This window comes from Nonomuraea corallina (genome assembly GCF_027620315.1).
Taxonomy (GTDB): Bacteria; Actinomycetota; Actinomycetes; order Streptosporangiales; family Streptosporangiaceae; genus Nonomuraea; species Nonomuraea corallina.
The window spans coordinates 1-25,034 of record NZ_JAPNNL010000105.1; the positions used below are offsets into that span (position 1 = coordinate 1).

The window sequence follows — 25,034 nt, forward strand, 5'->3', positions numbered from 1 at the left end:
GCGAGGGCCGGGTGGGCGTGCTGGTCCCGGACGCGGCGCACGCCCCGGCGGCGGCGCTCTTCCCGGGCCAGGACCTGGACGCGCCGGTGGCGGTGCTGACCGTGACGCAGGCCAAGGGGCTGGAGTTCGACGCGGTGGTCGTGCTCGACCCCGCGGCGATCCTGGCGCAGTCGCCGCGGGGGGCGCAGGACCTGTACGTGGCGATCACGCGGGCGACGCGGCGGCTGACGGTGGCCTGCGCGGGCCCGCTGCCTTCCGCGCTGTCCCGCCTGACGACCGAATCTACTTTGTAAAGGCGCCGGGCCGGTGACCGCGGCGCTCCCGCGTACGGGCCGGCACCCGGCTACGACGCCCCGTGCAGCTGGGCGGCGGCCTCGTGCAGGCGGACGGTGACGTGGTGCAGGCAGCGGAGCGTCTCGGTGTCGAGATGGCTCATGATCCGGCGGTACTCCCGCAGGCCGGCGTCGTTGATCTCTTCCAGGAGGGTGTGCCCGGCGGGGGTGAGCTCGACCCGGCGCACCCGCCGGTCCTGGGGGTCCTCGTGCCGGCTGACCAGGCCGTGGGCGACCAGGCGGTCGACCAGCCCGGTGACGGTGCCGAGGGTGACGCCGAGGGTGTGGGCGAGGTCCTGGCCGGTGGCCGAGCCGTTGTCGGCGACGAGCATGATGACCTTGAGCTGGCGCATGGTGAGGTTGGACGCGAACAGCGGCGACTGGTGACGGGCGAGGGCCCGGCCGAGGTCGCGCTGGATCTGGATGATCTGGTGGATCAGGTCGTCGCGTTCGTCGTTCACGTGCACCTCTCGCTTCCTGAGAAGGTTATCAGGAACGTCGTATGACGTTAAATATTCGTCCAAGGCGAAGTGTTAGTCTGGGGCCGACATCTTGAAGGGAACGACTCCATGACCGCACTCGCCCGGTTGAGCCTGGCCAACCGCAGTCTTGTGATCTTGATGGCGGTCGTGCTCAGCGCCTTCGGCCTGTTCACGATCCCGCAGCTGAAGCAGCAGTTGCTGCCGTCGCTGAGCTTTCCCGGCGCCTTCGTGGTGGCGGCCTACCCGGGCGCCTCGCCCGACATCGTCGAGGAGCAGGTCACCGAGCCGCTGGAGGACTCCTTCCAAGGGCTGGCGGACATGGAGTCGATGACCTCGACGTCGAAGGAGGGCCTGGCCCAGATCCAGGTCGCCTTCACGTACGGCACGGACGTGGACTCGGCGGTCAGCCGGATGCAGCAGGCGGTCAACCGGGTCCGCCCCCAGCTGCCGGCGACGGTCGATCCGCAGGTGGTGGCGGGCAGCACCGACGACATCCCGGTGCTGGTGCTGGCCGTGGGCGACGGCGGCGACCCCAGGGAGATGGCCGACAAGCTGACCGGCATCGTGCTGCCGGAGCTGCGGGCGATCGACGGCGTGCGCGAGGCGCAGCTGACCGGCACCCGCGACGAGGTGGTGACGATCACGCCGGATCTCGGGAGGATGGCGCTGGCCGGGGTGTCGGCGGCGCAGATCCCCGAGGCGCTGCGCGCCAACGGCACGCCGATCCCGGCCGGCTCGGTCGTGGAGGACGGCACGTCGCTGACGGTCCAGGTCGGCACGCGGGTCGACTCGCTCAAGGACATCGAGGACCTCTACCTCGCCCCCGCCCAGCCCTCGGCGGGCCAGCCCCAGACCGGCCGGCCCCAGACCGGTCAGCCTCAGGCCGGTCAGCCTCAGGCCGGTCAGCCGCAGAACCCGCAGCAGGCCGTCCAGCAGAGCGCGCCGAAGCCGGTCAGGCTCGGTGACGTGGCCACCGTGGAGCGCGGCCTGGCCGACGCCACCACGATCACCCGCACCGACGGCAACACCAGCCTGGGCGTGTCGGTCACCATGGTCCCCGACGGCAACGCGGTCGCGATCTCCCACGCCGTGCAGGACAAGCTGCCCGACCTGAACCGGGCGCTCGGCGACGGCTCCGACACCGCGATCAGCGTCGTCTTCGACCAGGCCCCGTACGTGGAGGAGTCGATCGCGAGCCTCGCCACCGAGGGCATCCTCGGACTGATCTTCGCGGTGCTGGTCATCCTGGTGTTCCTGCTGTCGGTGCGCTCCACGGTGGTGACTGCGGTGTCGATCCCGCTGTCGGTGGTCATCGCGCTGCTGGCGCTGTGGCTCGGCGACTACTCGCTCAACATGCTCACGCTGGGCGCGCTGACGATCGCGATCGGCCGCGTGGTGGACGACTCGATCGTGGTGCTGGAGAACATCAAGCGCCATCTCGGCTACGGCGAGGCCAAACGGGCGGCGATCCTGACGGGCGTGCGCGAGGTGGCGGGCGCGGTCACGGCGTCGACGCTGACCACCGTGGCGGTGTTCGCGCCGATCGCGATCGTGGGCGGCATGGTGGGCGAGCTGTTCGCGCCGTTCGCGATCACGGTGACGGTGGCGCTGCTGGCCTCGCTGGTGGTGTCGCTGACCGTGGTGCCGGTGCTGGCCTACTGGTTCCTCAAGGCGCCGAGGCTGACGCCGCAGGAGGCCGAGGAGCAGCGGCGCAAGGCCGAGGCGGCGGAGCTGCGCTCGCCGCTGCAGCGGGCCTACCTGCCGGTGCTGCGCTTCGCCACCCGCTTCAAGGTGGTGACGCTGCTGATCGGGGTGGCGGTGTTCGCGGCCACGATGGGCATGGCGGGCAGTCTGCAGACGAACTTCCTGGACTCCACCGGCCAGGACACGATCGCGATGAGCCAGCGGATGCCGGCGGGCACCGACCTGAAGACCACCGACGAGGCCGCCGCCAAGGTCGAGGACGTGCTGGACGAGGTCGACGCGGTCGAGTCGTACCAGGTGAACGTGGGCGGCGGGAACGCCATGATGGGCGGCACCGGCGGCGGCACCGACCGCGCCTCCTACTCGATCACCATCAAGGACGGCAGCGACACCCCGGCGGTGGAGCAGGAGCTGCGCGAGCGGCTGGCCAAGGTCTCGGGCATCGGCGAGGTGACGGTGGGCGGCGCCTCGGCCGCCGGGTTCTCCACCGACAGCGTCGAGGTGATCGTGAGCGCCCCCGACCCGGACGCGCTGCGCTCGGCCGCCGACGCGGTGGCCGGCGCGATGGGCCAGGTGGCGGGCCTGCGGGACGTGACCTCCAACCTGGAGACGAGCGCGCCGCGCATCGAGGTGCGGGTCGACCGGGAGAAGGCCGCGGCGCGCGGCCTGAGCGAGGCGCAGATCGGGCAGACGGTGGCGCAGGCGTTCCGCGGCGCGCCGCTGGGCGAGCTCACGCTCGACGGCCGCCCGAGTGACCTGGTGCTGCGCGCCGGCGAGGCGCCCGACGACGTCAAGGCGGTGCGCGACCTGCGGCTGCCGACGGCGTCCGGGCTGGTGAAACTGTCGTCGGTGGCCGACGTCGAACGGGTCGACGGCCCGACCCAGATCACCCGGATCGACGGCGAGCGCTCGGCCACGGTCTCGGCCAAGGCCACGGCCGCCGACCTGGGCAGCGTCACCCAGGAGCTGACCCGCGAGCTGGACGCGCTCAACCTGTCCGCGGGCGCCGCCTACGAGATCGGCGGCGCGTCGGCCGACCAGGAGGAGGCCTTCGCCGACCTGGGGCTGGCGATGCTGGCGGCGATCGCCATCGTCTTCATGATCATGGTGGCGACGTTCCGGAGCTTCGTCCAGCCGCTGATCCTGCTGGTGTCGATCCCGTTCGCGGCGACCGGCGCGGTGGGGCTGCTGGTGGCCACGGACACGGCGATGGGCGTGCCGGCGCTGATCGGCATGCTGATGCTCATCGGCATCGTGGTGACGAACGCGATCGTGCTCATCGACCTGATCAACCAGTACCGCGAGCAGGGCATGGGCGTCGTGGAGGCGGTCATCGAGGGCGGACGCAGGCGGCTGCGCCCGATCCTCATGACGGCGGTGGCGACGATCTGCGCGCTGATGCCGATGGCGCTGGGCGTGACGGGTCACGGCGGGTTCATCTCGCAGCCGCTGGCGATCGTGGTGATCGGCGGGCTGATCAGCTCGACGCTGCTGACGCTGGTGCTGGTGCCGACGCTGTACACGATGGTCGAGCGGGGCAAGGAGCGCCTGCGCCGCACCCCGGCCGCGCCGCGCCCCGAGACGAAGGTGCTGGAGACGGCCGCCCCCTGACCGGCTTGTCCGTACGGCCGCCCGTGGCCGGCTCCTCCTGGAGGCGGCCTGTCACGGGCGGGCCGCGGCGCGGCGGCTTGATCGAAGACCTAGATGTGGCTGAAGAACGAGTGGCTCAACGGGACGGTGTTCACCATTCGTGCTGAAGCCCACCTGGAGGTTGTCCGCTATATCGAGGAATTCTAGGTCCTTGCCCCGTTCAACGGCGGGCCCGGATTCCTATGACCAGCAGACCGACCGCGCTGCCGTATCCGATCACCGGCAGCAGACGCCACACCAGCCAGGGAAGTTTTCCTTCCCAGCCCGCACAGCCGAGCACCATGAAGTACGAGAACGCAATGAGCGCCCAGTCGAGGGCGACCACCACCACGACCAGGAGAGCCAGCAGCCCCACCAGCGTGCTGAGCTTGCGCCCCGCCCAGGTGGCGACCAGGGCGGACAGTAACGTGGTCACCAGGGGCAGGCTGTTGAGCACTAGAGCATGCTCAAGCACAGGTTCACGCAGACGCATCCATGTCCAATGGAGATCGGACCACAACCCCGCCATGCCTAACGGAAGTGAACCATGACCAGCGCAGCCTGCAGCACCATCCCCCTCGAAGAAGAGCGCCGGCAACCACAGGGACAGGAAACTCGGTAGGCACACCACCGGTGCGCCCCACCACCATCGCAGATAGTGCCATCTGGTCATACATCCGCCTCTCCCTCATGCATGATCGACAACGGAAGCGAAAGAGCTGCTGACGCCGGCAGCCGCACCCTGAGCGGCCGTACGGAGCCCGGCGGTCAGGCCAGCTCGTAGATCAGCAGGGCGCCGTCGGCGCGGCGGGCCAGCGCCCACAGCACGGTGGTGCCCGGCCGCGGGACGACGTCGACGAACCCCGTCCTGCCTCCCGCCGGGGGCAGCGTGGACCGGGTCCAGCGGCCGTCGCGGTAGTTGAGCACGTACGGCCGGCCGTACGCGGGATTGACGGCCAGCCACACGCCACCGACCGGGTCGGCGCGGGCGGGCAGCCAGGCCGGCTCCGGCGGCAGCCGGCGGCCAGTCCAGGCGGCGCCGTCCCAGTGCGCGACCAGCGCCCGGCCGGGAGGTCCGCACGGCGCGGACGACACCGCCGGGCCGGCCGTCTCCTGCCCGATCAGCCACGCGTCGCTCCCCGACCGGGCCGCGATGTCGTGGAAGCCCGGGGCGGGCGGGCAGGGGCGGCACGGGCACGGCGGCGGCCCAGCCCGAGCCGTCGCGCCGGATCCCCGCGCTTCCTTCCCACGGCCGGTGCGTCCACCGCCCGCCGGCGAGCTGGAACGGGCGGCCCCCGGCGAACAGCCACAGCCAGAGCAGCCAGGAACCTCATGCCCGATCATGATAGGCGCGCCCGCGAACCGCCGCCCGGGGTTCCGCACGCCTGTCGTCACCCCTGCCGTGCCGCCCGGCCACCTGGACATACACTTGTCCAACGTGACTTCCAAGCCGCGCATCCCCGACGTCCTGGCCGCCCGATACGCCTCCGCCGAGCTGGCCCGCCTGTGGTCCCCCGAGCACAAGGTGATCGCCGAGCGGCGGCTGTGGCTGGCGGTGCTGCGGGCGCAGGCGGAGCTGGGCGTGGCGGTGCCCGACGGCGCGATCGGCGACTACGAGAAGGTCGTCGACCGGGTCGACCTGGACTCGATCGCGGCGCGCGAGCGGGTGAGCCGCCACGACGTCAAGGCCCGCATCGAGGAGTTCAACGCGCTGGCCGGGCACGAACAGGTCCACAAGGGCATGACCTCGCGCGACCTGACCGAGAACGTCGAACAGCTGCAGATCCGCGACAGCCTCCTGCTGGTCCGCGACCGGGTGGTGGCGCTGCTCGCGCGCCTGGCCGAGCTCGCCGCCCGCTACGGGTCGACCGTGCTGGCCGGCCGTTCGCACAACGTCGCCGCCCAGGCCACGACCCTCGGCAAGCGTTTCGCCGGCGCCGCCGACGAGCTGCTGGTCGCCTACCGGCGGCTGGAGGAGCTGATCGCCCGTTACCCGCTGCGCGGCGTCAAGGGCCCGGTCGGCACCGCCCAGGACATGCTCGACCTGCTCGGCGGTGACCACGCCAAGCTGGACGCGCTGGAGGAGCGGGTCTCGGCCCACCTGGGCTTCGGGCACCGGCTGACCAGCGTCGGCCAGGTCTACCCGCGCTCGCTCGACTACGAGGTCGTCACCGCGCTCGTCCAGCTCGCCGCCGCCCCGTCCTCGCTGGCCAGGACGATCCGGCTGATGGCCGGCCACGAGCTGGTCACCGAGGGGTTCAAGGAGGGGCAGGTCGGCTCGTCGGCGATGCCCCACAAGATGAACACCCGTTCCTGTGAGCGGGTCAACGGCCTGGCGGTGGTGCTGCGCGGCTACGCCTCCATGGTGGGGGAGCTGGCCGGCGACCAGTGGAACGAGGGCGACGTGTCCTGCTCGGTGGTGCGCCGGGTGGCGCTGCCCGACGCGTTCTTCGCCTTCGACGGGCTGGTGGAGACCATGCTGACGGTGCTCGACGAGTTCGGCGCCTTCCCCGCGGTGATCTCCGCCGAGCTGGGCCGCTACCTGCCGTTCCTGGCCACGACCAAGATGCTCATGGCGGCGGTCCGCGCCGGGATGGGCCGCGAACGGGCGCACGAGCTGATCAAGGAGCACGCGGTGGCGGCGGCCCTGGCGATGCGGCAGAGCGGCGCGGCCAACGAGCTGCTCGACCGGCTGGCCGGCGACGAGCGGTTCCCGCTGGACCGGGCCGAGCTGGAGGCGCTGCTGGCCGACCGGGTGTCGTTCACCGGCGCCGCCGCCGGCCAGGTGCGGTCGGTCGTCGAGCAGGTGGGCCGCGTGGTGGCCGGGCATCCCGACGCGGCCACGTACCGCCCGGCCGCGATTCTGTGACCAGCGGGTTCGTGACCCGCGGGTTCGTGATCGGCGAGGTCGGTGACCGGTGAGGATCCACGAGCTGGTCTCGCTCGGCGGGCTGCGGGCCGCGTGCGGTGACGACGACCTGGTGATGTGGAACGCCCAGGACCTCGGCCTGCCCCGGCTTCCGCCGGGTTTCCCGCCCCGGCCGGGCCCGGCTCGGGCGTGGGCGGCGGGCGGCGCGGTCGTGGCGGCGGCGCCCATGGTGTCGCGGCGCGACCGGCTGGCGGTGTGGGGGGAGGCGGCCGACGCGGCCGACCTGGTCCGGCACGCGCTGGCCGAGCTGGGGCCGTCCTACCGGCCGTGGGGCGAGCGGGAGCTGATGGCGCAGCTGACGGCTAAGGTGGACGGGCTGGAGGTGGCGGGCGCCTTCTCCTGGATGACCCTGCCCACCGGGACGGACCCGCTCGCCGCGCTTCCCGGTCCGGCCCGTGCCCGTGACATGAGTGCCCGTGACATGAGTGCCGGTGAGGTGGATGCCGGTCCCGCCCGTGCCGGTGGGGTGGCGGCCGGCGAGGTGGGCTGGCTGCGCGCGGCGGACGCGGGGGAGGTGGCCGCGCTGCTGGCGGCGGACGCGCCCGACTCCTACGCGCGACCCGCCGACCCCGGGGTGCGCCGGTGGGCGGGGCTGCGGGTGGACGGGGTGCTGGCGTCGGTGGCCGCCGACGCGTGGCCTTCCCCGTCGGCGGGGCTGCTGGCGGGGGTGGCGACCAGGGCCGCGTTCCGGGGGAGGGGGCTGGCCGAGCGGGTGTGCCGGTGGGTGTCGGCGGAGCTGGTGGCGTCGTACGGGCGCGCGGCGCTCATGGTGGACGACGACAACGCCGCGGCCATCGCCGTTTACCGGCGTATCGGGTACCGGCTGCGGCCGGTGCTGGTCTCCTCCGCGAACCCTTGAGATCTACACTGTAAAGGCGCCCGGTTCGGACACCTAAACCTTCTCGAACCGCCCCAAAAACCACCAACGAGGCCGGGCGCCGGCGAAGCGGGTGATGAGCGGCCCCGCCACGGCCAGCAGGAGCACGTAGGCGGACACCAGCGGCGCCAGCACGGGATGCCGCGCCCCGGCCAGTCCGACGATGACGATGGAGAACTCTCCCCGGGCGATCAGCGCGGCGCCCGCGCGCAGCCGCCCGCGCGGGCCCACCCCGTCGCGGGAGGCGGCGTACCGGCCGGTGAAGATTTTGGTCAGCCCGGTGACGACGGCCAGCGCCAGCGCGGCGGGCAGCACGGGCAGCATGCCGGCAGGCGCCACCGACAGGCCGATGACCAGGAAGAACACCGCGGCGAACAGGTCACGCAGCGGTTCGATGACGGCGCGGGCCCGTTCGGCGAGCTGCCCGGTGAGGGTCAGGCCGACCAGGAAGGCGCCGACCGCCGCCGAGGCGTGCACGTACTCGGCCAATGCCGCCACGACCATGGTGAGCCCGAGCATGCGCAGCATGAGCTGCTCGTTGTCCGGGTGCTCCACGAGCCGGCCGATGTGGTGTCCCCACCGGGAGGAGACGGTGAAGGCGGCCAGCACCGCGCCGACCGCGACGAGCGCGCCCACCGTGGCCTGCCACCAGGTGCCGCCGGAGGCCAGTACGGCCAGCACCGGCAGGTAGGCGGCCATCGCGAAGTCCTCCAGCACCAGCACCGACAGCACCGACGGGGTCTCCCGGTTGCCCAGCCGCCGCAGGTCGCCCAGCAGCCGGGCGATGATCCCGGATGAGGAGATGTAGGTGGCGCCGGCCAGCGCCAGGACGCCGACGCCGTCCAGGCCGAGCCACCAGCCGGCCACGGCGCCGGGGACGGCGTTGAGCAGGTCCACGCCGGCGGAGGGCAGGTGGTGGCGCATGCTCGTGGCGAACTCGGCGGTGGAGAACTCCAGGCCCAGGGCCAGCAGCAGCAGGACGATCCCGATGGAGGCCCCGGCCTGGAGGAACTGCCCGGCGGTGGGGACGTGCGGCACGCCTGCCGCGCCGAACGCCAGCCCGGCCAGGAGGTAGAGCGGGATCGGCGAGAGGGTGGCGCGGCGCGCCAGGGTGCCCAGGACGCTGAGGGCGATCAGGACGAGGCCCAGCTCCAGCAGGAGCGCGAGCGAGACGTGCACCCGCTCAGCCCCTGATGATCCGTTTGGCGCCGTCGATGCCTTCCGAGGTGCCCACCACGATCAGCACGTCGGCGGCCCGCAGCACCTCACCGGGGCCGGGGGAGGCGATCACGTCCGGGCCGCGGACGATCGCCACGATCGAGGCGCCGGTGCGGGTGCGCACGCGCGTGTGCCCGAGCGGGCTGCCGGCGTACGGCGAGGCCGGGGTGACCCTCACCGGCGCGGAGCTCAGTCCGGGCAGTTCCCGGGTCAGGTCGGCGAACCGTTCGGCGATCCGGGGCGCGCCGAAGACCTGGGCCAGCGCCTCGGCCTCGTCCTCGTTCAGCCGGAACAGGGGCCTGCCCGCGTCCGGGTCGTCGCCGCCGTAGCCGACCACCTCGAACTCGCCCGTACGACGGGCCACCACGCCGATCCGGTCGCCCGCCTGCGTGGTGAACTCGTACCGCAGTCCCACCCCCGGCAGCAGCACCTCGTTCACGTCCATGCGGCCATCATCGTCGCAGGCAGGCGCCCGCTGGGGGATGTCGCCGCCGCGCCCGCCCGGCGGGGCCGCGCGGCGTCGGGGGCGGCCGCCTGCCCGTGGCCGGTGCGCCGGGGTTAAATCGGATGAGGTTGCCGGGAACGTCAGGCACAGTGGACGGCGTGATGTCCGATTTCGTGCCTGGTATCGAGTTGTCCCGTGCCTTCTACGGTGAGGTGGTGGCGCCGCTCGTGGCCGGTGTCCCGCACAGTGCCGCGCTGATCGGTCCTGGGTCGGAGGTGCTGGCGTTCGACACGAGCCGCTCGGCCGACCACGACTGGGGGCCGCGGGTGCTGGTGTTCGTGCCCGCGGGGCTGGTGGCGGAGGTGGAGGCGCGGGTGGCCGGCGGGCTGCCGGAGCGGTTCCGCGGTCACGCGACGGTCTTCGACTATCACGGGGAGCGGCGGCCGGGGGTGGTGGTGGCGGAGCTGGGGGCGTGGCTGGGGGATCGGCTGGGGTTCGATCCGCGGCTCGGGGTGAGGCTGCTGGACTGGTTGTCGGCGCCGTGGCAGCGGCTGGCCGAGGTGACCCGGGGGGAGGTGTTCCACGACGGGCTGCCGTCGCCGGTGGGCGGGCTGGAGGCGGCGCGGCGGGCGCTGCGCTGGTATCCGCAGGACGTGTGGCGGTACGTGCTGGCCTGTCAGTGGCGGCGGATCGCCGAGGAAGAGGCGTTCGTGGGCCGGTGCGGCGAGGTGGGGGACGAGCTGGGGTCGGCGGTGGAGGGGGCGCGGCTGGTGCGGGAGGTGATGCGGCTGGCGCTGCTGCTGCGGCGGCGCTACCCGCCGTACGCCAAATGGCTGGGCAGCGCGCTGACGCGGTTGCCCGGTTCGGCGGAGCTGGGGGAGGCGCTGGGGGCGGCGCTGGCGGCCCGGTCGTGGCGGGAGCGGCAGGAGGGCCTGTCGGCGGCGTACCGGAGGCTGGCGGCGTTGCAGAACCGGGTGGGGCTGGCGGTCCGGCTGGACGAGGGGGTGCGGGGGTTCCATGACCGGCCGTTCGAGGTGATCGGCGGGGAGCGGTTCGCGCGGGCGCTGCTGCGGGAGGTGTCGGATCCGCTGGTGCGGGGGTTGCCGGTGGCGGGGTGTGTGGATCAGTTGTCGGATTCGACCGATCTGCTGATGTCGCCGCCCCGGGCGCGCGCGGCGACGGCCGCCGCCCTGGGGCTGGCCGCCTCGCCTTCGGACGGGCTGGTGGCCTGATCCGCAGGGGCGCGTCAGCCGGGCGGCCGTCAGCCGGGTTGGTGGGCGCGGCGGGTGGCCTCGATGACGCGGGTGAGGGCCTGGTGCAGGTCCTGCAGCTCGTCGAGGCTCATGCCGAGGCGGGCGACGATGGCCGGGGGGATCTTCTCGGCTTCGCCGCGCAGTCGGCGGCCTTCGGGGGTGAGGGTGACGCGCAGGGCGCGCTCGTCGGCGCTGCTGCGCTCGCGGTGGATGTAGCCGAGGCCCTGCAGCCGTTTGAGCAGGGGCGACAGGGTGCCGGCGTCGAGCTGGAGCAGCTCGCCGAGCTCCTTGACCGACAGGGGTTCGTGCTGCCACAGGGCGAGCATGGCGAGATACTGCGGGTGGGTCAGGCCCAGGGGCTGCAGCAGTGGCCGGTAGAGGCCGATCACGCCGCGGGAGGCGATGCTGAGCGCGAAGCACACCTGCCGGTCGAGGGCGAGGAGGTCCGTCGCCTCCGTCACAGGCTTCACGCGTGCCCACCTCCGGCTGCCCCTGGTAGATTGGATTGTGCACTAACTATTAGTGTACAAGCAGCTGCCGCGCAAACTGGGGATGCCACGTGTTTTACCGCAAGTCGCTGGAGGAGCGCATCGCCGAGCGCCAGGCCAAGCTCCGGCCGCTGAAGGAGGGCAAGCACTTCGAGCACGGACCGGCCAAGTTCGTGTTCGTCGCCCTCATCGTCGTGGTGGTGCTCATGCACTTCGTCGGCCTGGCGATCGTCATGCGCTTCTACTGATCGGCGAGCAGTCCGGAGGCCAGCCGTTCGGCCCGGGCGCGGCAGGCCGCCAGGGTCGCGGCGGCGCCGGGGCAGGTACTGAGCAGCCGGGTGCCGTGACCGGTGCCCTCGCGCAGTTCCCAGCGGACGGCCCCGCCGGCGGTCTCGTACTCGAGGATCTTGCCCGGTTCGGCGCGGGTGACCGGCCCGGCGGGCGTCCCGGGGATGCCGAACGGCGCGGGCGGAGGCGAGCCGGCCTCGGCCTGGTCGCCGCGAAGGGCCCGCCAGACCTCGATGGCGGTACGGGTGAGCTGGCGTTCGAGCCTGACCGTGCCGCCGGCGAGCTCGCCGGGGATCAGCCCGAGGATGGCCACGTAGTCCTCGTGCAGCCGCGCCAGGTCGCCGGGGGCGGGCAGCGGGCGCTCGTCGAGCAGCGCCGCGAGGGCGGCCGTGCAGGTGTGCCAGCCGGCGGCGAAGCCGGCCGCGCCGAACCGGTCGCCGAAGACGTGGGTGAGGGTCAGCAGGCTGCCGTCGCCGTCGGGGCGGATCTCCCAGCGCAGCTCGTCCTCGCCCCAGGTGTGGGCGAACAGCCGGGGAGGCTCCAGCTCCAGCACCGCGCCGTCGGGGCCGAACCCGTAGCGGACGCGGTCGCCGTCGATGGTCAGCTCGGCCGGGAACCACTGTTTGAGGTGCTCGGGCTCGGTGACGGCCCGCCACACCTTCTCGGGCGGGTGCGGCAGGCGGCGGCGCATCACCAGCTCGGCACGGCCGTCGGGGCGGATCAGCAGGTGGTCGTTCACTCGTCCTCCAGGGGGTGTGCCGGCGCGGGATCGCCGGGCATGGCGTCCAGGTGCCGTTCCAGCCGGTCGAGCCCGGCGCTCCACAGGGCGCGGTACGGGGCGAGCCAGGCGTCGATCTCGGCGAGCGGCTGAGGGCTCAGCTCGTACCAGCGGCGCTGGGCGTCCTTGCGCACGGTGACGAGCCCCGCCTCGCGCAGCACCTTCAGGTGCTTGGAGGTGCCGGGCTGGGACAGGCCAAGCTCGGCGGTGAGCTCTCCGACCAGTCGCGGCCGTTCCAGGAGCAGGTCGAGGATTCGCCGCCGGGCGGGTTCGGCGAGCACGTCGAAACGCATGCCCCTAACATAGCCAACCGGTTATATTCCGGCAATGGTATACAAGAGGGCATTGGACGAACGCTTGTTCGTACACCATGCCGTTCGCCGTCCGACCCGAGGACGCCGAGCGTTGGGGGAGTGCGCTACCGGTCAGTTCCTACCGCATCGTCGTAGTGCTGCCTGGCCTCGTCGATGCGGTCGACGTGGTCGACGCTCCACGTCAACAACGCACGCAGCGTGTCGAGGAGGGATGCGCCCAAAGGCGTCAGCGAGTACTCGACCCGGGCGGGATAGACCGGATAGACCGTGCGGTTGATCAATCCGTCTCGCTCGAGTCCGCGCAGCGTCACGGTCAGCATCCGCTGGGTGATCACATGGATGTCGCGTTTCAGCTCGCTGAACCGCTTGGTGCCGTCCCCGAGCAAGGTGATGACGTAGACGGACCACTTGTCCCCGACCCGGTCGAGCACATCCCGCGCCCGGCAGTAGGGCGACAGTGCGGTGTCCGGCCGGCTGTCCGGCTCGCTGTCCGTCGCCTGGCCGTCTGTCACCGGTCGGCTCATGGTTCCCTCCGTGGTACCGGCGCACTGCAATGTGCCTGCTTGTACGGCTATGGAGCGGCTTCGATACTGGGACGGTTCCTATCAGGAACCGAGATCTCAGAAGGAACTGCTCGGCTCCATCTTCCCGGAAGGCCTCACTCGTGAACAATCCCGCAGCCGTCCGCATCCCCGGCTACCAGGTGGGCACCTGGAACGCGGACCCGATCCATTCGGAAATCGGCTTCAGCGTCCGCCACATGATGGTCAGCAACGTGCGTGGCCGATTCGCCGACTTCGAGGCGATCGTCACCACCGCAGAGAATCCGCTGAACTCCACCGCCCGAGCCGTGATCCGCGTGGCCTCCCTTCATACCGGCAACGACACCCGGGACACGGACCTGCGCTCCAGCGCGTTCCTCGGGGTTGACGAACACCCCGAGATCCTGTTCACGTCGACGGCGATCCGCATGGACGGCGACGCCTATCTGGTCGAGGGCGACCTGACCATCCGGGGCACCCCCAAGCCGGTCACACTACGGGCCGAACCCGGCGGCATCGGCCCTGATCCGTACGGGTCCACCCGGGCCGGCTTCCATGTCACCACCGAGATCAACCGAAGCGACTTCGGCATCACCGGGAACGTCCTCATCGAGGGTGGCGGCGTGGTCATCGCCGACAAGGTGAAGATCGAGATCGAGCTCCAGCTGGTGCTGCAGAAGGATTGAGCCTCATCGGGTCCGGCTCACTCTCGGTTGAATCTACATTGTAAAGCCGGGGGGTTCAGACACCCCAAACACTCCAAAACAGCAACCACGAACAACGACCGCTGAGCAGGCCGATCTCGTCGTAGCGGTGATGCCGACCGGCTGGGCCGCGTGGCCGACGGAGGCTCAAGGGTCCAGCTGGGAGCCTGACGTGGCGTGAGGGGCGATCCGGGCGGGCGGCATGCTGGGGGTGTGGATGATGATCTGCTGCCGATCGGGCGGTTCGCGCGGCTGGGCCGGTTGAGTGTGAAGCAGCTGCGGCGCTATGACGAGCTGGGGGTCTTACGGCCGGCGTGGGTGGATCCGGCGACGGGCTACCGCTATTACCGGGCGTCGCAGGCGCGGGTGGCTTTGGCGATCGGGTTGCTGCGGTCGCTGGACGTGCCGTTGCCGGTGGTGGGGCGGGTGCTGGCGGGGGAGTGGGAGGTGCTGGCCGGGGTGCGGGACGGGCTGGAGGCGGAGCTGGCGCGGCGGCAGCGGACGCTGGCGTCGCTGGAGCGGGTGCTGGAGCGGGGAGTGCCGGTGCCCGAGGTGTCGGTGGTGTCGGAACCGGCGCGGCGGGTGGTGGTGGCCCGGGAGGTGGCGGACGGGCCTGAGGGGATCGGGCGGGCGACGTCGGCGGCGGTGGCGCGGCTGATGGCGGTGCCGGGTGGCGGACTGGATGCCGGACTGGATGCGGGGGAGGGGGCGGTGTGGCTGGCGGGGGTGTTTCCGGTGGAGCTGGATGAGCTGGATGAGGGTGTGGCGGTGGCGGTGGCGCGGCGGGTGCCGGAGGAGTGGTGCGCCGGTGTCGGCTCGCCGGCGGGGGTTCGGGTGGAGGTGCTGGCGGGCGGGGTGTTCGCGGCCGCCCGGCATGTGGGTCCCTACGATCAGATTCCGCTGACGGTGAGCGGGGTGCTGGCGTGGTGCGGTGAGCGGCGGCTGGCGGCGTCGGAGGTGCGTGAGGTGTACGTGTCGGATCCCGCGGTGACGTCGCCGGATCGGCTGGTGACCGACGTGCTGGTGCGGTTCGGGGAGGGGTGAGCCGGTCAGGGGGCGGTGAGGATGAGGGGGCCGTCGTCGGTGATGGCGATGGTGTGCTCGGCGTGGGCGGCGCGGCTGCCGTCGGTGGTGCGCAGGGTCCAGCCGTCGGGGGCGACGCGGTAGCCGGCGGGGCTTCGGCTGAGCATGGGTTCGATGGCGAGGGTCATGCCGGGGCGCAGGATCATGCCGCGTCCGGGGCGGCCGCGGTTGGGGACGTGGGGGTCTTCGTGCATGTGGCGGCCGATTCCGTGGCCGCCGAAGTCGGAGGCGACGGCGTCGGTGCAGTGGTCGCGGGCGGCGACGGTCTGGATGGCGTGGCCGATGTCGCCGATGCGGTTGCCGGGCAGGGCGGCGGCGATGCCGGCGGCGAGGGCCTGGCGGGTGGTGTCGATGAGGTGGCGGTCGGCGGAGTGGGTGGTGCCGACGGTGAAGCTGATGGCGGAGTCGCCGGCCCAGCCGTCGAGGTAGACGCCGCAGTCGACGCTGACGAGGTCGCCGTCGCGCAGGCGGCCGCGGCCGGGGATGCCGTGGACGATGGCGTCGTTGACGGAGACGCAGATGACGGCGGGGTAGGGGGTGGGGGCGAAGCCGGGCTGGTAGCCGGTGAAGGCGGAGGTGGCGTGGGCTTCGGCGATGGTGGTGGCGGCGAGGTCGTCGAGTTCGGCGATGGGGGTGCCGGGGGTGGCGTGGGCGGCGACGGCCTGGAGGGTGCGGGCGACGACGCGGCCTGCTTCGCGCATGGCTTGGAGTTCGCCGGTGGTCTTGATCTCTACCATGGCGATAACTATACCGGTATTTCTATTGGGTTAGACTGGTGGGCATGGTCCGTCCCCCGCTGACCCCGGAAGAGCGCCTGCGCGGCGAGCACCTCGGCCTGCTCCTGCGCGAGGCCCGAGGCGGCCGCAGCATCGCCGAGGTCGCCGCCGCGGCCGGCATGTCCGCCGAGACCCTCCGCAAGATCGAAACCGGCAGGATCGCGACCCCCGCCTTCTTCACCATCGCCGCGCTGGCCGACGTCCTCGGCATCTCCCTGGACCGCCTTGCCGTCGGCACCACCCCGGCCGTCCCCACCTGACCTCCCACGGCGCAAACACCCCGGCCCTCCGGAGAAGGCCGCGGCTTTCAGCCGGAAGAAGGCCGCTTGAGAAGCGGATGGGCGCGCATCGCCACCTCCAGCTCACCCGGCAGCTCGTCGCGGTAGCGGCCCAGCGTCGACAGGTCGCTGTGGCCGAGCACCCGCCGCACCGCGTCCATGTCGACCGCGTCGGCCAGCAGATGCGTCGCCGTCGTGTGCCGCAGCCCGTGAGGGGTGACCGTGCGGCGCCGCTCCGGATCCACCTGCCGCTGCACCCGGTCGATCACCGCCTGCACGTCACCGCGCGCCAGCCGGCGGCCTCGCCACGACAGCAGGAGCGCCTTGTCCGCCGACGCCGGCCGCCCCCGCTCCAGATAGGCCTGCAGCACCCGCGCCACGTCCGCCGGCAACGGCACGTCCCGCGTCCGCCCGCCCTTGCCGAAGATCCGCCAGTAGCGGACGCCGTCGTTGGTGAAGAAATCCTCGACGTTGGCCCGTACCAGCTCCGACACGCGCGGCCCCAGCGTCGCCAGCAGCAGCACGATCAGCCCGTCACGCAGCTCCGTGCGCTGGTCGCGGCGGCCCCGCGCGGGGGGAGGCTGCTCGCCGAGGCGGCGCGCCGCTCCCACCAGCCCCTGCGCCTGCTCGCGGGTCAGCGCCCGCCGCTCCGGCCGCAGCCCGCCCCGCTCGCGGGCGGTGATCGTCGCCACCGTCATCGGGTTGACCTGCACCCAACCGGCGAGCGTCGCATGCTTGAACAGCGCCGAGATCGACCGGCGGAACCGCGCCTGCGACGACGCCGACTGCCCGCCCCCGTCACGCCCGGCCCCGTCACCCACACCCGCCGGACGGCGGCCGTCGGGCTTGCGGGCGAAGGCCAGCAGCACCGCGTCGACGTCCTCACCCGTCAGGTCGTCGAGCACCCGGCCGGGCCCCGCCAGCTCGACCAGGGTGGCGACGTCACGCGCGTAGACCTCCGCGGTGGCCGCCGACAGCGCGCCCGTCGACACCCGGGCCCACACCAGCTCCACGTAGCGGTCCGCCGCCTCCGCCACCGACACCCGGTCGAGCTCCGCAGGCCGCACCCCTCACCCCTCCCGCCAAGATCCAGCAGAAGGAAACGGTAGCGGCCCGCACCGACACTTTCAGATGTCGCGGAACGTCTCGATCCGCGCCCCCAGCGCGTTCAGCCGCTCGGCCAGGTCCTCGTACCCTCGGTTGATCACGTACACGTTGCGCAGCACCGACGTGCCCTCGGCCGCCATCATCGCCAGCAGCACCACCACCGCCGGGCGCAGCGCGGGCGGGCACATCATCTCCGCCGAGCGCCACCGCGTCGGCCCCCCCACCAGCACCCGGTGCGGGTCGAGCAGCTTGACCGACGCGCCCAGCCGGGTCAGCTCCGTCAGATAGATCGCCCGGTTGTCGTACACCCAGTCGTGGATGAGCGTCGACCCCTCAGCGGAGGCGGCGATCGCCGCGAAGAACGGCACGTTGTCGATGTTCAGACCGGGGAACGGCATCGGATGGATCTTGTCGATGGGGGAGATGAGCTTCGACGGGCGCACCGTCAGATCGACCAGGCGGGTGCGGCCGTTGGCCGCCGCGTACTCCTCGCCCCGGTCATGGTCGAGCCCCATCTCCTCCAGGACCGCCAGCTCGATCTCCAGGAACTCCACCGGCACCCGGCAGATCGTCAGCTCCGAGGAGGTGACCACCGCCGCGGCCAGCAGGCTCATCGCCTCCACCGGGTCCTCCGACGGCGAATAGTCGACGTCGCGGTCGATGTGCGGCACGCCGTGCACCGTCAGCGTGGTCGTGCCGACGCCCTCGACGCGGACGCCGAGCTCCTCCAGGAAGAAGCACAGGTCCTGCACCATGTAGTTGGAGGAGGCGTTGCGGATCACTGTCACGCCGTCGTGACGCGCCGCGGCCAGCAGCGCGTTCTCCGTCACCGTGTCGCCCCGCTCGGTCAGCACGATCGCCCGCTTCGGCGACATCGCCCGGTCGACCTCGGCGTGGTAGAAGCCGCCGGTGGCGGTGATGTGCAGGCCGAAGTGCTGCAGCGCCGACATGTGCGGCTGGACCGTGCGCGTGCCGAGGTCGCATCCTCCCGCGTACGGGATGCGGAACACGTCGGTGCGGTGCATCAGCGGACCCAGGAACATGATCACGCTGCGGGTGCGGCGGGCCGCGTCGGTGTCCATCGACTCCAGCTCCAGCCGGGCCGGCGGCACGATCTCCAGGTCGTTGCCCTCGTTGATCCACCGGGCGCGCACCCCGATCGAGGCCAGCACCTCCAGGATCCGGTAGACCTCCTCGATCCGCGCCACCTTGCGCAGGATCGTCCGCCCCGAGTTCAGCAGCGTCGCGCACAGCAGCGCCACGCACGCGTTCTTCGACGTCTTGACCTCGATGCTGCCCGACAGGCGGCGCCCGCCCACGACCCGCAGGTGCATGGGGCCCGCGTAGCCCAGGGAGACGATCTCGCTGTCGAGCGCCTCGCCGATGCGGGCGATCATTTCAAGGCTGATGTTCTGGTTGCCGCGCTCGATCCGGTTGATCGCGCTCTGGCTGGTCGCCAGCGCGTCCGCGAGCTGGAGCTGCGTCCATCCGCGGTGCTGCCGCGCGTCCCGGATCAGCCGGCCGATCCGCACAAGATAGTCATCTGCCACAACAACCCAACCTATCTCACATATGAGATGCTCTCGCATCGGGTCGGGGCGACTCGCCGGACAACTCCCGACCTCCCTCCTGACGCCCGTCCCGATGCCCGTCCCGATGCCCGTCGCGATGCCCGTCCCGATGCACCGCCAGACTCGCCGGCGTACCAGCAGGCCGCCGCCCGTGCACCAGCGCCCGCCGCGCCGCCCCGAACCCCCGCCGGTCACCGAACACGTCGCAGCTCAACTCCGCCAGTTCCTCCGCCCGGTACGCCTCCAACGGCTTACGCCGCTCATCCGCCTCCCGCGCCTCCCGCTTGACCGCCAGCAACCGCGCATACCCCGCACTGGCCGCCAGCTTCCCGGCGTACTCCAGCACCACCCGCTCGAACTCCGGCCGCGACCCCGCCACCACCCGATCCGCCAGCCCCAGCTCCACCGCCTCCTGCGCCCCCACCGGCAACGCCCGCCGCAGCAACCGCCGCGCCTGCCCGGCACCCACCCGCCGCGTCAGCGCGTACGACCACAACTCCCCGCCCGACAACCCCAGCGCCCGATAGTGCGGATTCAGCACCACCCCCGACCGGACCATCACCCGGTCACCCCCCAGCGCCAGCATCACCCCGCCCGCCCCCGCGTCACCGCCCACCGACGTCACCACCAGCTGCCCCGTACAGGCCAGCAGCTCACCGCAGACCCGCCCGAACGCGTCCAGATTCCGCCACGCCTCCAGCTCCGGATGCCGCGCCGCCTCGATCACGTTCAGATGGATCCCGCGCGAGAACACCTCCCCGCCCCGCACCACCAGCACCCGCGTGTCCTGCTCCGCCGCGTACCGCAGCACCGACGCCAGCCGCCGGCACTGACCCGTCGACATCACCCCGTCATAGAAGTCGAAACCCACCACCCCGACCCCCTCACCCCGGTCATAGGTCACCTCGGCGTACCCCGGCCGCTCCGGCACCCCGTCCAGCCGCTCACCGAGCACCATCGCCGCAGGCAGCTTCACCGCCCCCGGCTCCTCGGCCCGCAACTGCCCCACCCACACCGTGCCGTCACCGGTGTGCACCAGCACCGCGCCGTCCTGCCGGCCCGCCACCTCACCCGGCGTCCCCGGCAGCGCCGGCCCCCGATGGGCGTCGAACACCCGCACCCGCAGCCCGCACAGCTCCGCCCCGCCGCCCGGCTCCCCGTCGGCCGCCCGCACCCGCCGCACCACCGACTCCGTCGGCTCCCGCCACGACAGCTCACCCACCTCCACCCGGGGCGGCCCTGCCACCGCCGGCCGCGGGGGAGAGGGCGGCACGAACGCCGGGTCGGCCGCCCTGGCCGCCACCTCCAGCGCCAGCTCCGCGGCCGCCTCCGCCACCGGCCCGTTGTACAGCGCCGACTTGCGCGGCGGCTCCTCCGGCAGCGGGAACACGCGGTACGCCCACACCGGCGAACCCTCCACCTCCGGCCCGCCCTGCACCGCGCTCACCCCCCACTCGCGTTCCCCACCGGCGATCGCCCGGTCCAGCGGCGCCGGGCCGCGGTCACCCGGCGGCCCCGGACGCAGGACGACCGTGCGCACGCCCCGCCACGGCGGCGCCGGCGCACCCTCCGCCAGGCACGGGCAGATCACCAGGTCCGGCTTGGCCAGCTCCACGGCCTCCAGCATCAGCCGCTCCGACAGCGCCAGCTCCACGCTGACCTCGTGCCCCGCCCGCCGCAACGCCAGCCACGTCCGCTGGGCCACCGCGTCGAAGGAGGAGCAGACAAGCAGGATGCGCACAGGCAGATCTTCCTCACCGGGGCTCGCGCCTGCCGGAGGGTCACCACGGCCCCGTCCGGCCCGTACAGGCAAGCATGCTGACACGATCCGGCAAACGCCGGTGACAGAACGCAGCAAAACCGACAAGATCCGCTGTCATCCGTACGATCAATCCAGAACCACCCGGCACCCACTCCCACCCCACGGCAGACACCCCCACACCCACACCAAGCAGGCCACCCATGATCCGCGTCCTGACCTGGAACGTGTGGTGGCGATTCGGCCCCTGGCAAGCCCGCGCCGACGCCATTGCCACCACCCTCGCCACCCTCGACTGCCATCTCATCGGCCTCCAAGAAGTCTGGGCCGACCACCAGCACAACCTCGCCGCCCAACTCGCCGACCACCTCGGCATGCACTACACCTGGACCCCCTCCGACCGCCCCCACCACTGGCACCGCCGCCTGCCCGGCACCACAGCCGACGTCGGCAACGCCATCCTCAGCACCTGGCCCATCATCGACCGCGCCACCCTGCGCCTGCCCACCACAGGCGGCCGCGACGACGGCCGCCAAGCCCTCCACGCCCTCGTCGACGCCCCCACCGGACCCATCGCCTTCTTCACCACCCACCTCAACTCCGCCCCCCACGAATCCGCCGTCCGCCGCGCCCAGGTCGCAGCCCTCGCCCGGTTCGTCGCCGACCACCGCCACCCCACCACCTTCCCCGCCATCCTCACCGGCGACTACAACGCCCTGCCCGACTCCGACGAGATGCGACTCCTCGGCGGCTACAGAACCGCCCCCGCCGTCCCCGGCCAGACCCTCCTGGACGCCTGGGAATACGCCCGCCCCGACACCCCCGCCGCCACCTGGGACCCCGCCAACCCCTACGCCGCCCGGACCCACGAACCACCCGCGCGCATCGACTACATCCACCTCACCCCACCCGGCCCCGGCGGCATCGGACACGTCCGCTCCGTACGCCGCGCCGGCGACCACCCCGTGAACGGCGTATGGCCCTCCGACCACGCCGCCGTACTCGCCGACCTGGCCACCGAGCCGGACCCGCCCTCCTGAACCCGCCCGCCACCAACGGCAGGCGCCGTCACGCCCATCGAGGTGTACGGAGGCCAGCCGTCGCCGATCGGCCAGGGGAGGGGAGGGGCCGCCTGTGCGGCAGGGGCGGTGCGGATACGGGGAGGCGCGCGGAAGCCCGCACCGGGCAGGTCCGCGCGGGCCGGACAGGCGCAGCGGCCGTGATGCGCGGATTGTACGGGCGCGGAGGCACGAGTCGCAGCCTTTTACGCCGCGCGTGCTTCGGTACGCGAAGGTCCTGATACCAGACAGAATCCAGCTTCTGTCTGGTATCAGATGGTTTGTCCGGGTTAGAGGCGGTTGACGAGGCGAGTGGCGGCGCGGTTGCTCATGCCGGTCTCGCCGCGGACGAGGAAGACCGCCTCCTGGATCTGGCCCAGCGCCTTGAGCTCGCGGGCCTGATCGATGATGTCCTGCCGAGGCGTGGGCCGGTTGCGGGGCGCCTTGGTGAGGCGGACGGCCCAGATGATCAGGTAGATGATCGCGACGGTGACGACGAAGGTCAGCGCGATCAGACCTCCGGTGGATATGGCCATGCTCGGCATGTATTGATCGTACGTAAAGAGATCGTCTGGCGGGAGTCAGCGTGGCGGGTGAACTGTGTGGCGTGTTTCTCGCCGGTGCGTGGTCGGGGGCGGTCGCCGGGCTTGGATGCCGGTCGGGGCGGCTCTGTCTGGTTGCTTGATAATGGACATTATGTCAAGTAGAGCGTTTCGGCTGGTCCCCTGTCGCGGGAGTTCGCGAGGCGGGGTGGGTTATCGGGGTATGACGAGGTGACGGGGGCGTTGTCGGGGGGTTGTGATGGATCAGGACAAGGTGAACGCGTTCATGGAGCGGTCGGTGTCCGATCTGGCGGCGACCGATGCGGCGGGTTCGGTCGTGGTCGGTCATCGGCTGGGTCTGTATCGGGCGCTCGCGCGGGGTCCGGTGACGCCGGCGGAGTTCGCCGGGCGTACGGGGTGTCATGTGCGTTATCTGACCGAGTGGCTGCGGGGGCAGGCGGCCGGTGGTTATGTGGGGTTCGATGCGTCGAGCGGGCGGTTCTTCCTGAGTGAGGAGCAGGCGTTCTGTCTGGCGGATCCGGAGGGGCCGAATGTGCCGGCGGCTTTTCTGGTCGCTCTGGGGATGTTGCGGGCGGAGCCGCGGATCACGGAGGCGTTCCGTACGGGTGCGGGTGTGGGCTGGCATGAGCATGAGCCGGATGTGTTCGTGGGGTGTGACGCTTTTTTCCGGCCGGGGTATGCCGCTTCGCTGGTTCCGGAGTGGATTCCGGCGTTGGAGGGGGTGGAGGCGAAGCTGGTGGCGGGGGCTCGGGTGGCTGATGTGGGGTGTGGTCTGGGGTCGTCGTCGATGTTGCTGGCGGAGGCGTTTCCGCGTTCGTCGGTGGTGGGTTTCGATTATCACGCGGAGTCGATCGCGTTGGCGCGGGAGCGGGCCGCTGAGCGGGGGCTGGGTGGCCGGGTGGTGTTCGAGGTGGCGTCGGCGCAGTCTTTCCCGGGTGAGGGTTTTGATCTGGTGACGATGTTCGATTGCCTGCATGACATGGGTGATCCGGTGGGGGCGGCTCGGCGGGTGTGGGGGGCGTTGGCGGCGGACGGGACGTGGTTGCTGGTGGAGCCGTTGGCTTCTGATCGGGTGGAGGAGAATTTCACTGCGGTGGGGCGGTTGTATTACAGCGCTTCGACGTTTTTGTGTGTGCCGAGTGGGTTGTCGCAGTCGGGTGGGTGTGCGTTGGGGGCGCAGGCGGGTGAGTCGGCGATTCGGGGGGTGTTGGCGGATGCGGGGTTCACGCGGTTCCGGCGGGCGGCGGAGACGGCGTTCAATGTGGTGTTCGAGGCGCGGCGGTGAGGTGTGGGGCGGGTTGTGGCGGGGTTGTGGCGGGGTTGCGGCGGGGTTGGTGAGCCGGTTGGGGTGTGGGTGCGTATCTGTGGGTGGGGGCTTCTCCCCCGGTCAGATTGCCCGGTTTTGGTGGTGTCGGATATGACTTATGTGAGATGTGTTACGTCACCATGCGTAATGTTCTGATGGCTTTGGGTTGTTACCGGCTCGTGATGTGATCATGGGGTGGCCGGGATCGCCGCTGGTCGGCGGGGGCGCCGGGCGGGACAGGCTCCTCTCCCCCGCCGGGCGCGGGCGGCGCCGCCGGATGCGGGGCGTGGTTGACAGGGTCGTTGACTTGTCGTTGATTCCTCGTCCTTCGGCGGGCGTGGCCTTTAGGGTGGACTTCTGCTATCGCGCCGCGAGAGGAGCAGCACGTGGGGAACGAGTCCGTGTTATGTCCGGTGTGCCAGGGGGTTCTTCCCGCTGACGGGCGCGAGGCGTATACGCCGCTGCGTGGGCGGTTGATCCTGACGAACGGCTACTGCGCGGGCGGCTGTGCCGAGCGGCGTGCCGCGCATGTGGAGCAGATGCGGCAGCGGATGCCGCAAGGGATGCCGCAGGGTGTGCCGCAGCAGGCGGGTCAGCCGATGCCGGGTGACCCGATGGCGCGGCGGCCTCATGCTCCGGTGGGTCCGGGGGTTTCGCGCTGATCGTGTGGTGAGGAGCCGCCGGCTTTGCGTGCCGGTGGTGGTGTGTGACGGCGGGTCCATGGGTCCGCGCCGGGCTGGGGTGCCCGCGCGGGCGGTGGGCTCGCCGTTTTGTCGTCGGACAGGGTCAGGCCGGGTACGGGCGGATAGGTCAGGGCGGGTACGGGCGGGTCCGGGTGACGGCGGTGGTGGGGAGCGGCCCGTACAGGTGGGGGTAGCCGTTCTCGTGGCGGATGTCGAGTCCGGTGGGGTCGATGTCGAGGACGAGCAGCGGCTGGGTGAGGTGGCTGTAGTAGGTGGCGTGGACGGTGCGGAGCTGGTCCAGGTCGCGGCTGCAGTGGATGAAGCCTTCCTGGTCGAGGGTGCGGCCGAGGGTGGAGATGCGGTACTCCCCCGTGTGCTGGGCGTCGGTCCAGTCGGTGGCGAGGGCGAGATGGTGGATCATGGGGTCCATTCGTGGTCGAGCATCGCGTAGATGAGCTCTGAGGTCCATTCGCCTTTGACGTGTTCGTTGTCGATGAGGTGGGCTTCGCGGCGCATGCCGAGTTTTTCCAGGACGCGGGCGCTGGCGGTGTTGCGGGCGTCGAGGCGGCCGGTGAGGCGGTGGAGGTGGAGGCCGTCGAAGCCGAGGCGGAGCATTTCGCGGGCGGCTTCGGTGGCGTAGCCGTGGCCGTGGTGGTCGGGGTGCAGGACGTAGCCGATCTCGCCTTGGCGGTGGGTGGCGCTGGTCCAGATGAGCAGGCAGTTGCCGATGAGGGCGCCGGTGTCGCGGAGGGTGATGGCGAGGTCGATGGCGTCGCCTTCGGCCAGCAGGGCGGTGCGGCCGGTCTTCTTGTCGAGGAAGGTGCGTACGGCGTCGCGGTCGCGGGGTTCCCAGTAGAGGTAGCGGGC

The 25,034-nt window shown here is 71.8% G+C and carries 27 protein-coding genes; 11 read left to right on the forward strand and 16 right to left on the reverse strand.

Translation table 11 applies throughout. The annotated features are described in order from the left end of the window. Window positions 1-293, forward strand: a 293-nt coding sequence (locus OUY22_RS23500) for an ATP-binding domain-containing protein (protein WP_270157264.1), incomplete at its 5' end; no start/stop codon positions are given. Window positions 294-343: 50 nt separating this feature from the next. Here OUY22_RS23500 and OUY22_RS23505 read toward each other — a convergent pair. Next, window positions 344-799: a MarR family winged helix-turn-helix transcriptional regulator gene (locus tag OUY22_RS23505; RefSeq protein ID WP_270157265.1), complete on the reverse strand. Its 456-nt coding sequence runs from the start codon at window positions 797-799 to the stop codon at window positions 344-346. A 102-nt stretch (window positions 800-901) separates the two neighbouring features. Here OUY22_RS23505 and OUY22_RS23510 point away from each other — a divergent pair, with 102 nt between their 5' ends. Continuing rightward, the gene (locus tag OUY22_RS23510; protein WP_270157266.1) at window positions 902-4,129 is read left to right on the forward strand and encodes an efflux RND transporter permease subunit; all 3,228 of its coding nucleotides are present in this window, start codon (window positions 902-904) and stop codon (window positions 4,127-4,129) included. A 199-nt stretch (window positions 4,130-4,328) separates the two neighbouring features. On the opposite strand, the gene OUY22_RS23515 is transcribed toward OUY22_RS23510, so the two are convergent. Together OUY22_RS23515 and OUY22_RS23520 are read right to left on the reverse strand one after the other, a co-directional pair. Beyond that, the gene (locus tag OUY22_RS23515) at window positions 4,329-4,583 is read right to left on the reverse strand and encodes a hypothetical protein (RefSeq protein WP_270157267.1); all 255 of its coding nucleotides are present in this window, start codon (window positions 4,581-4,583) and stop codon (window positions 4,329-4,331) included. Between the two features lie 332 nt (window positions 4,584-4,915). Continuing rightward, entirely contained in the window at window positions 4,916-5,242 is a 327-nt protein-coding gene (locus tag OUY22_RS23520) for a hypothetical protein (RefSeq protein ID WP_270157268.1), read from the reverse strand. A 343-nt stretch (window positions 5,243-5,585) separates the two neighbouring features. Between OUY22_RS23520 and purB the strand changes: the two genes are divergently transcribed. Next, the gene (gene purB / locus OUY22_RS23525; RefSeq protein WP_270157269.1) at window positions 5,586-7,016 is read left to right on the forward strand and encodes an adenylosuccinate lyase; all 1,431 of its coding nucleotides are present in this window, start codon (window positions 5,586-5,588) and stop codon (window positions 7,014-7,016) included. A 49-nt stretch (window positions 7,017-7,065) separates the two neighbouring features. Beyond that, window positions 7,066-7,935: a GNAT family N-acetyltransferase gene (locus OUY22_RS23530; protein ID WP_270157270.1), complete on the forward strand. Its 870-nt coding sequence runs from the start codon at window positions 7,066-7,068 to the stop codon at window positions 7,933-7,935. A 33-nt stretch (window positions 7,936-7,968) separates the two neighbouring features. Here OUY22_RS23530 and OUY22_RS23535 read toward each other — a convergent pair whose 3' ends face one another. Both OUY22_RS23535 and OUY22_RS23540 read right to left on the reverse strand, forming a co-directional pair. Beyond that, complete coding sequence (locus OUY22_RS23535) at window positions 7,969-9,132, reverse strand: cation:proton antiporter (protein WP_270157271.1); 1,164 nt, start codon at window positions 9,130-9,132, stop codon at window positions 7,969-7,971. A 4-nt stretch (window positions 9,133-9,136) separates the two neighbouring features. Next, complete coding sequence (locus tag OUY22_RS23540; RefSeq protein ID WP_270157272.1) at window positions 9,137-9,616, reverse strand: cation:proton antiporter regulatory subunit; 480 nt, start codon at window positions 9,614-9,616, stop codon at window positions 9,137-9,139. Between the two features lie 161 nt (window positions 9,617-9,777). On the opposite strand from OUY22_RS23540, the gene OUY22_RS23545 reads away from it, so the two are divergent. Beyond that, window positions 9,778-10,848, forward strand: a complete 1,071-nt coding sequence (locus OUY22_RS23545) for a DUF4037 domain-containing protein (protein ID WP_270157273.1) — start codon at window positions 9,778-9,780, stop codon at window positions 10,846-10,848. 29 nt (window positions 10,849-10,877) lie between these two features. Here OUY22_RS23545 and OUY22_RS23550 read toward each other — a convergent pair whose 3' ends face one another. Further along, window positions 10,878-11,330: a MarR family winged helix-turn-helix transcriptional regulator gene (locus tag OUY22_RS23550; protein WP_270157291.1), complete on the reverse strand. Its 453-nt coding sequence runs from the start codon at window positions 11,328-11,330 to the stop codon at window positions 10,878-10,880. Window positions 11,331-11,428: 98 nt separating this feature from the next. Between OUY22_RS23550 and OUY22_RS23555 the strand changes: the two genes are divergently transcribed. Then, a complete protein-coding gene (locus OUY22_RS23555; protein ID WP_270157274.1) occupies window positions 11,429-11,605 on the forward strand; it encodes a hypothetical protein in 177 nt (58 codons plus the stop codon). Here the strand turns inward: OUY22_RS23555 and OUY22_RS23560 are convergent. From OUY22_RS23560 to OUY22_RS23570, 3 genes are all read right to left on the reverse strand, one after another. Next, the gene (locus OUY22_RS23560; protein WP_270157275.1) at window positions 11,599-12,384 is read right to left on the reverse strand and encodes an SRPBCC family protein; all 786 of its coding nucleotides are present in this window, start codon (window positions 12,382-12,384) and stop codon (window positions 11,599-11,601) included. The two genes, OUY22_RS23555 and OUY22_RS23560, sit on opposite strands and share 7 nt — an antisense overlap. Beyond that, window positions 12,381-12,716 (reverse strand): ArsR/SmtB family transcription factor, encoded by a 336-nt coding sequence (locus OUY22_RS23565; protein WP_270157276.1) that lies wholly within the window; start codon window positions 12,714-12,716, stop codon window positions 12,381-12,383. The genes OUY22_RS23560 and OUY22_RS23565 overlap by 4 nt, the downstream gene beginning before the upstream one ends. A 125-nt stretch (window positions 12,717-12,841) precedes the next feature. Beyond that, window positions 12,842-13,261, reverse strand: coding sequence for a winged helix-turn-helix transcriptional regulator (locus tag OUY22_RS23570; RefSeq protein ID WP_270157277.1), 420 nt, complete (start codon window positions 13,259-13,261; stop codon window positions 12,842-12,844). A gap of 140 nt (window positions 13,262-13,401) precedes the next feature. Here OUY22_RS23570 and OUY22_RS23575 point away from each other — a divergent pair, with 140 nt between their 5' ends. Both OUY22_RS23575 and OUY22_RS23580 read left to right on the forward strand, forming a co-directional pair. Further along, complete coding sequence (locus OUY22_RS23575) at window positions 13,402-13,965, forward strand: YceI family protein (protein WP_270157278.1); 564 nt, start codon at window positions 13,402-13,404, stop codon at window positions 13,963-13,965. A 231-nt stretch (window positions 13,966-14,196) separates the two neighbouring features. Then, window positions 14,197-15,027: a MerR family transcriptional regulator gene (locus OUY22_RS23580; RefSeq protein WP_270157279.1), complete on the forward strand. Its 831-nt coding sequence runs from the start codon at window positions 14,197-14,199 to the stop codon at window positions 15,025-15,027. Window positions 15,028-15,032: 5 nt separating this feature from the next. Here the strand turns inward: OUY22_RS23580 and map are convergent, their stop codons facing one another. Continuing rightward, on the reverse strand, window positions 15,033-15,803 hold the full coding sequence (gene map / locus OUY22_RS23585; RefSeq protein WP_270157280.1) for a type I methionyl aminopeptidase: 771 nt from the start codon (window positions 15,801-15,803) through the stop codon (window positions 15,033-15,035). A gap of 44 nt (window positions 15,804-15,847) precedes the next feature. Here map and OUY22_RS23590 point away from each other — a divergent pair, with 44 nt between their 5' ends. Continuing rightward, window positions 15,848-16,102: a helix-turn-helix domain-containing protein gene (locus OUY22_RS23590; protein ID WP_270157281.1), complete on the forward strand. Its 255-nt coding sequence runs from the start codon at window positions 15,848-15,850 to the stop codon at window positions 16,100-16,102. A 47-nt stretch (window positions 16,103-16,149) separates the two neighbouring features. On the opposite strand, the gene OUY22_RS23595 is transcribed toward OUY22_RS23590, so the two are convergent. From OUY22_RS23595 to OUY22_RS23605, 3 genes are read right to left on the reverse strand one after another with little or no spacing between them, the layout of a single operon-like run. After that, the gene (locus tag OUY22_RS23595) at window positions 16,150-17,187 is read right to left on the reverse strand and encodes a tyrosine-type recombinase/integrase (RefSeq protein WP_270157282.1); all 1,038 of its coding nucleotides are present in this window, start codon (window positions 17,185-17,187) and stop codon (window positions 16,150-16,152) included. Window positions 17,188-17,247: 60 nt separating this feature from the next. Next, window positions 17,248-18,777 carry a helix-turn-helix domain-containing protein gene (locus tag OUY22_RS23600; RefSeq protein WP_270157284.1) on the reverse strand — a complete coding sequence of 510 codons (1,530 nt, stop codon included), beginning with the start codon at window positions 18,775-18,777 and terminating at the stop codon, window positions 17,248-17,250. A 16-nt stretch (window positions 18,778-18,793) separates the two neighbouring features. Beyond that, complete coding sequence (locus OUY22_RS23605; protein WP_270157285.1) at window positions 18,794-20,539, reverse strand: enoyl-CoA hydratase-related protein; 1,746 nt, start codon at window positions 20,537-20,539, stop codon at window positions 18,794-18,796. Window positions 20,540-20,760: 221 nt separating this feature from the next. Here OUY22_RS23605 and OUY22_RS23610 point away from each other — a divergent pair, with 221 nt between their 5' ends. Continuing rightward, on the forward strand, window positions 20,761-21,597 hold the full coding sequence (locus tag OUY22_RS23610; RefSeq protein ID WP_270157286.1) for an endonuclease/exonuclease/phosphatase family protein: 837 nt from the start codon (window positions 20,761-20,763) through the stop codon (window positions 21,595-21,597). 308 nt (window positions 21,598-21,905) lie between these two features. Here the strand turns inward: OUY22_RS23610 and OUY22_RS23615 are convergent, their stop codons facing one another. Then, window positions 21,906-22,160: a hypothetical protein gene (locus OUY22_RS23615; protein WP_270157287.1), complete on the reverse strand. Its 255-nt coding sequence runs from the start codon at window positions 22,158-22,160 to the stop codon at window positions 21,906-21,908. A gap of 256 nt (window positions 22,161-22,416) precedes the next feature. Here OUY22_RS23615 and OUY22_RS23620 point away from each other — a divergent pair, with 256 nt between their 5' ends. Continuing rightward, window positions 22,417-23,463 (forward strand): class I SAM-dependent methyltransferase, encoded by a 1,047-nt coding sequence (locus tag OUY22_RS23620; RefSeq protein WP_270157288.1) that lies wholly within the window; start codon window positions 22,417-22,419, stop codon window positions 23,461-23,463. A gap of 831 nt (window positions 23,464-24,294) precedes the next feature. Here OUY22_RS23620 and OUY22_RS23625 read toward each other — a convergent pair. Together OUY22_RS23625 and OUY22_RS23630 are read right to left on the reverse strand one after the other, a co-directional pair. Beyond that, a complete protein-coding gene (locus tag OUY22_RS23625) occupies window positions 24,295-24,588 on the reverse strand; it encodes a DUF952 domain-containing protein (protein WP_270157289.1) in 294 nt (97 codons plus the stop codon). Next, a partial coding sequence (locus OUY22_RS23630) for a GNAT family N-acetyltransferase (RefSeq protein ID WP_270157290.1) occupies window positions 24,585-25,034 on the reverse strand: 450 nt, incomplete at its 5' end. The genes OUY22_RS23630 and OUY22_RS23625, both read right to left, overlap by 4 nt.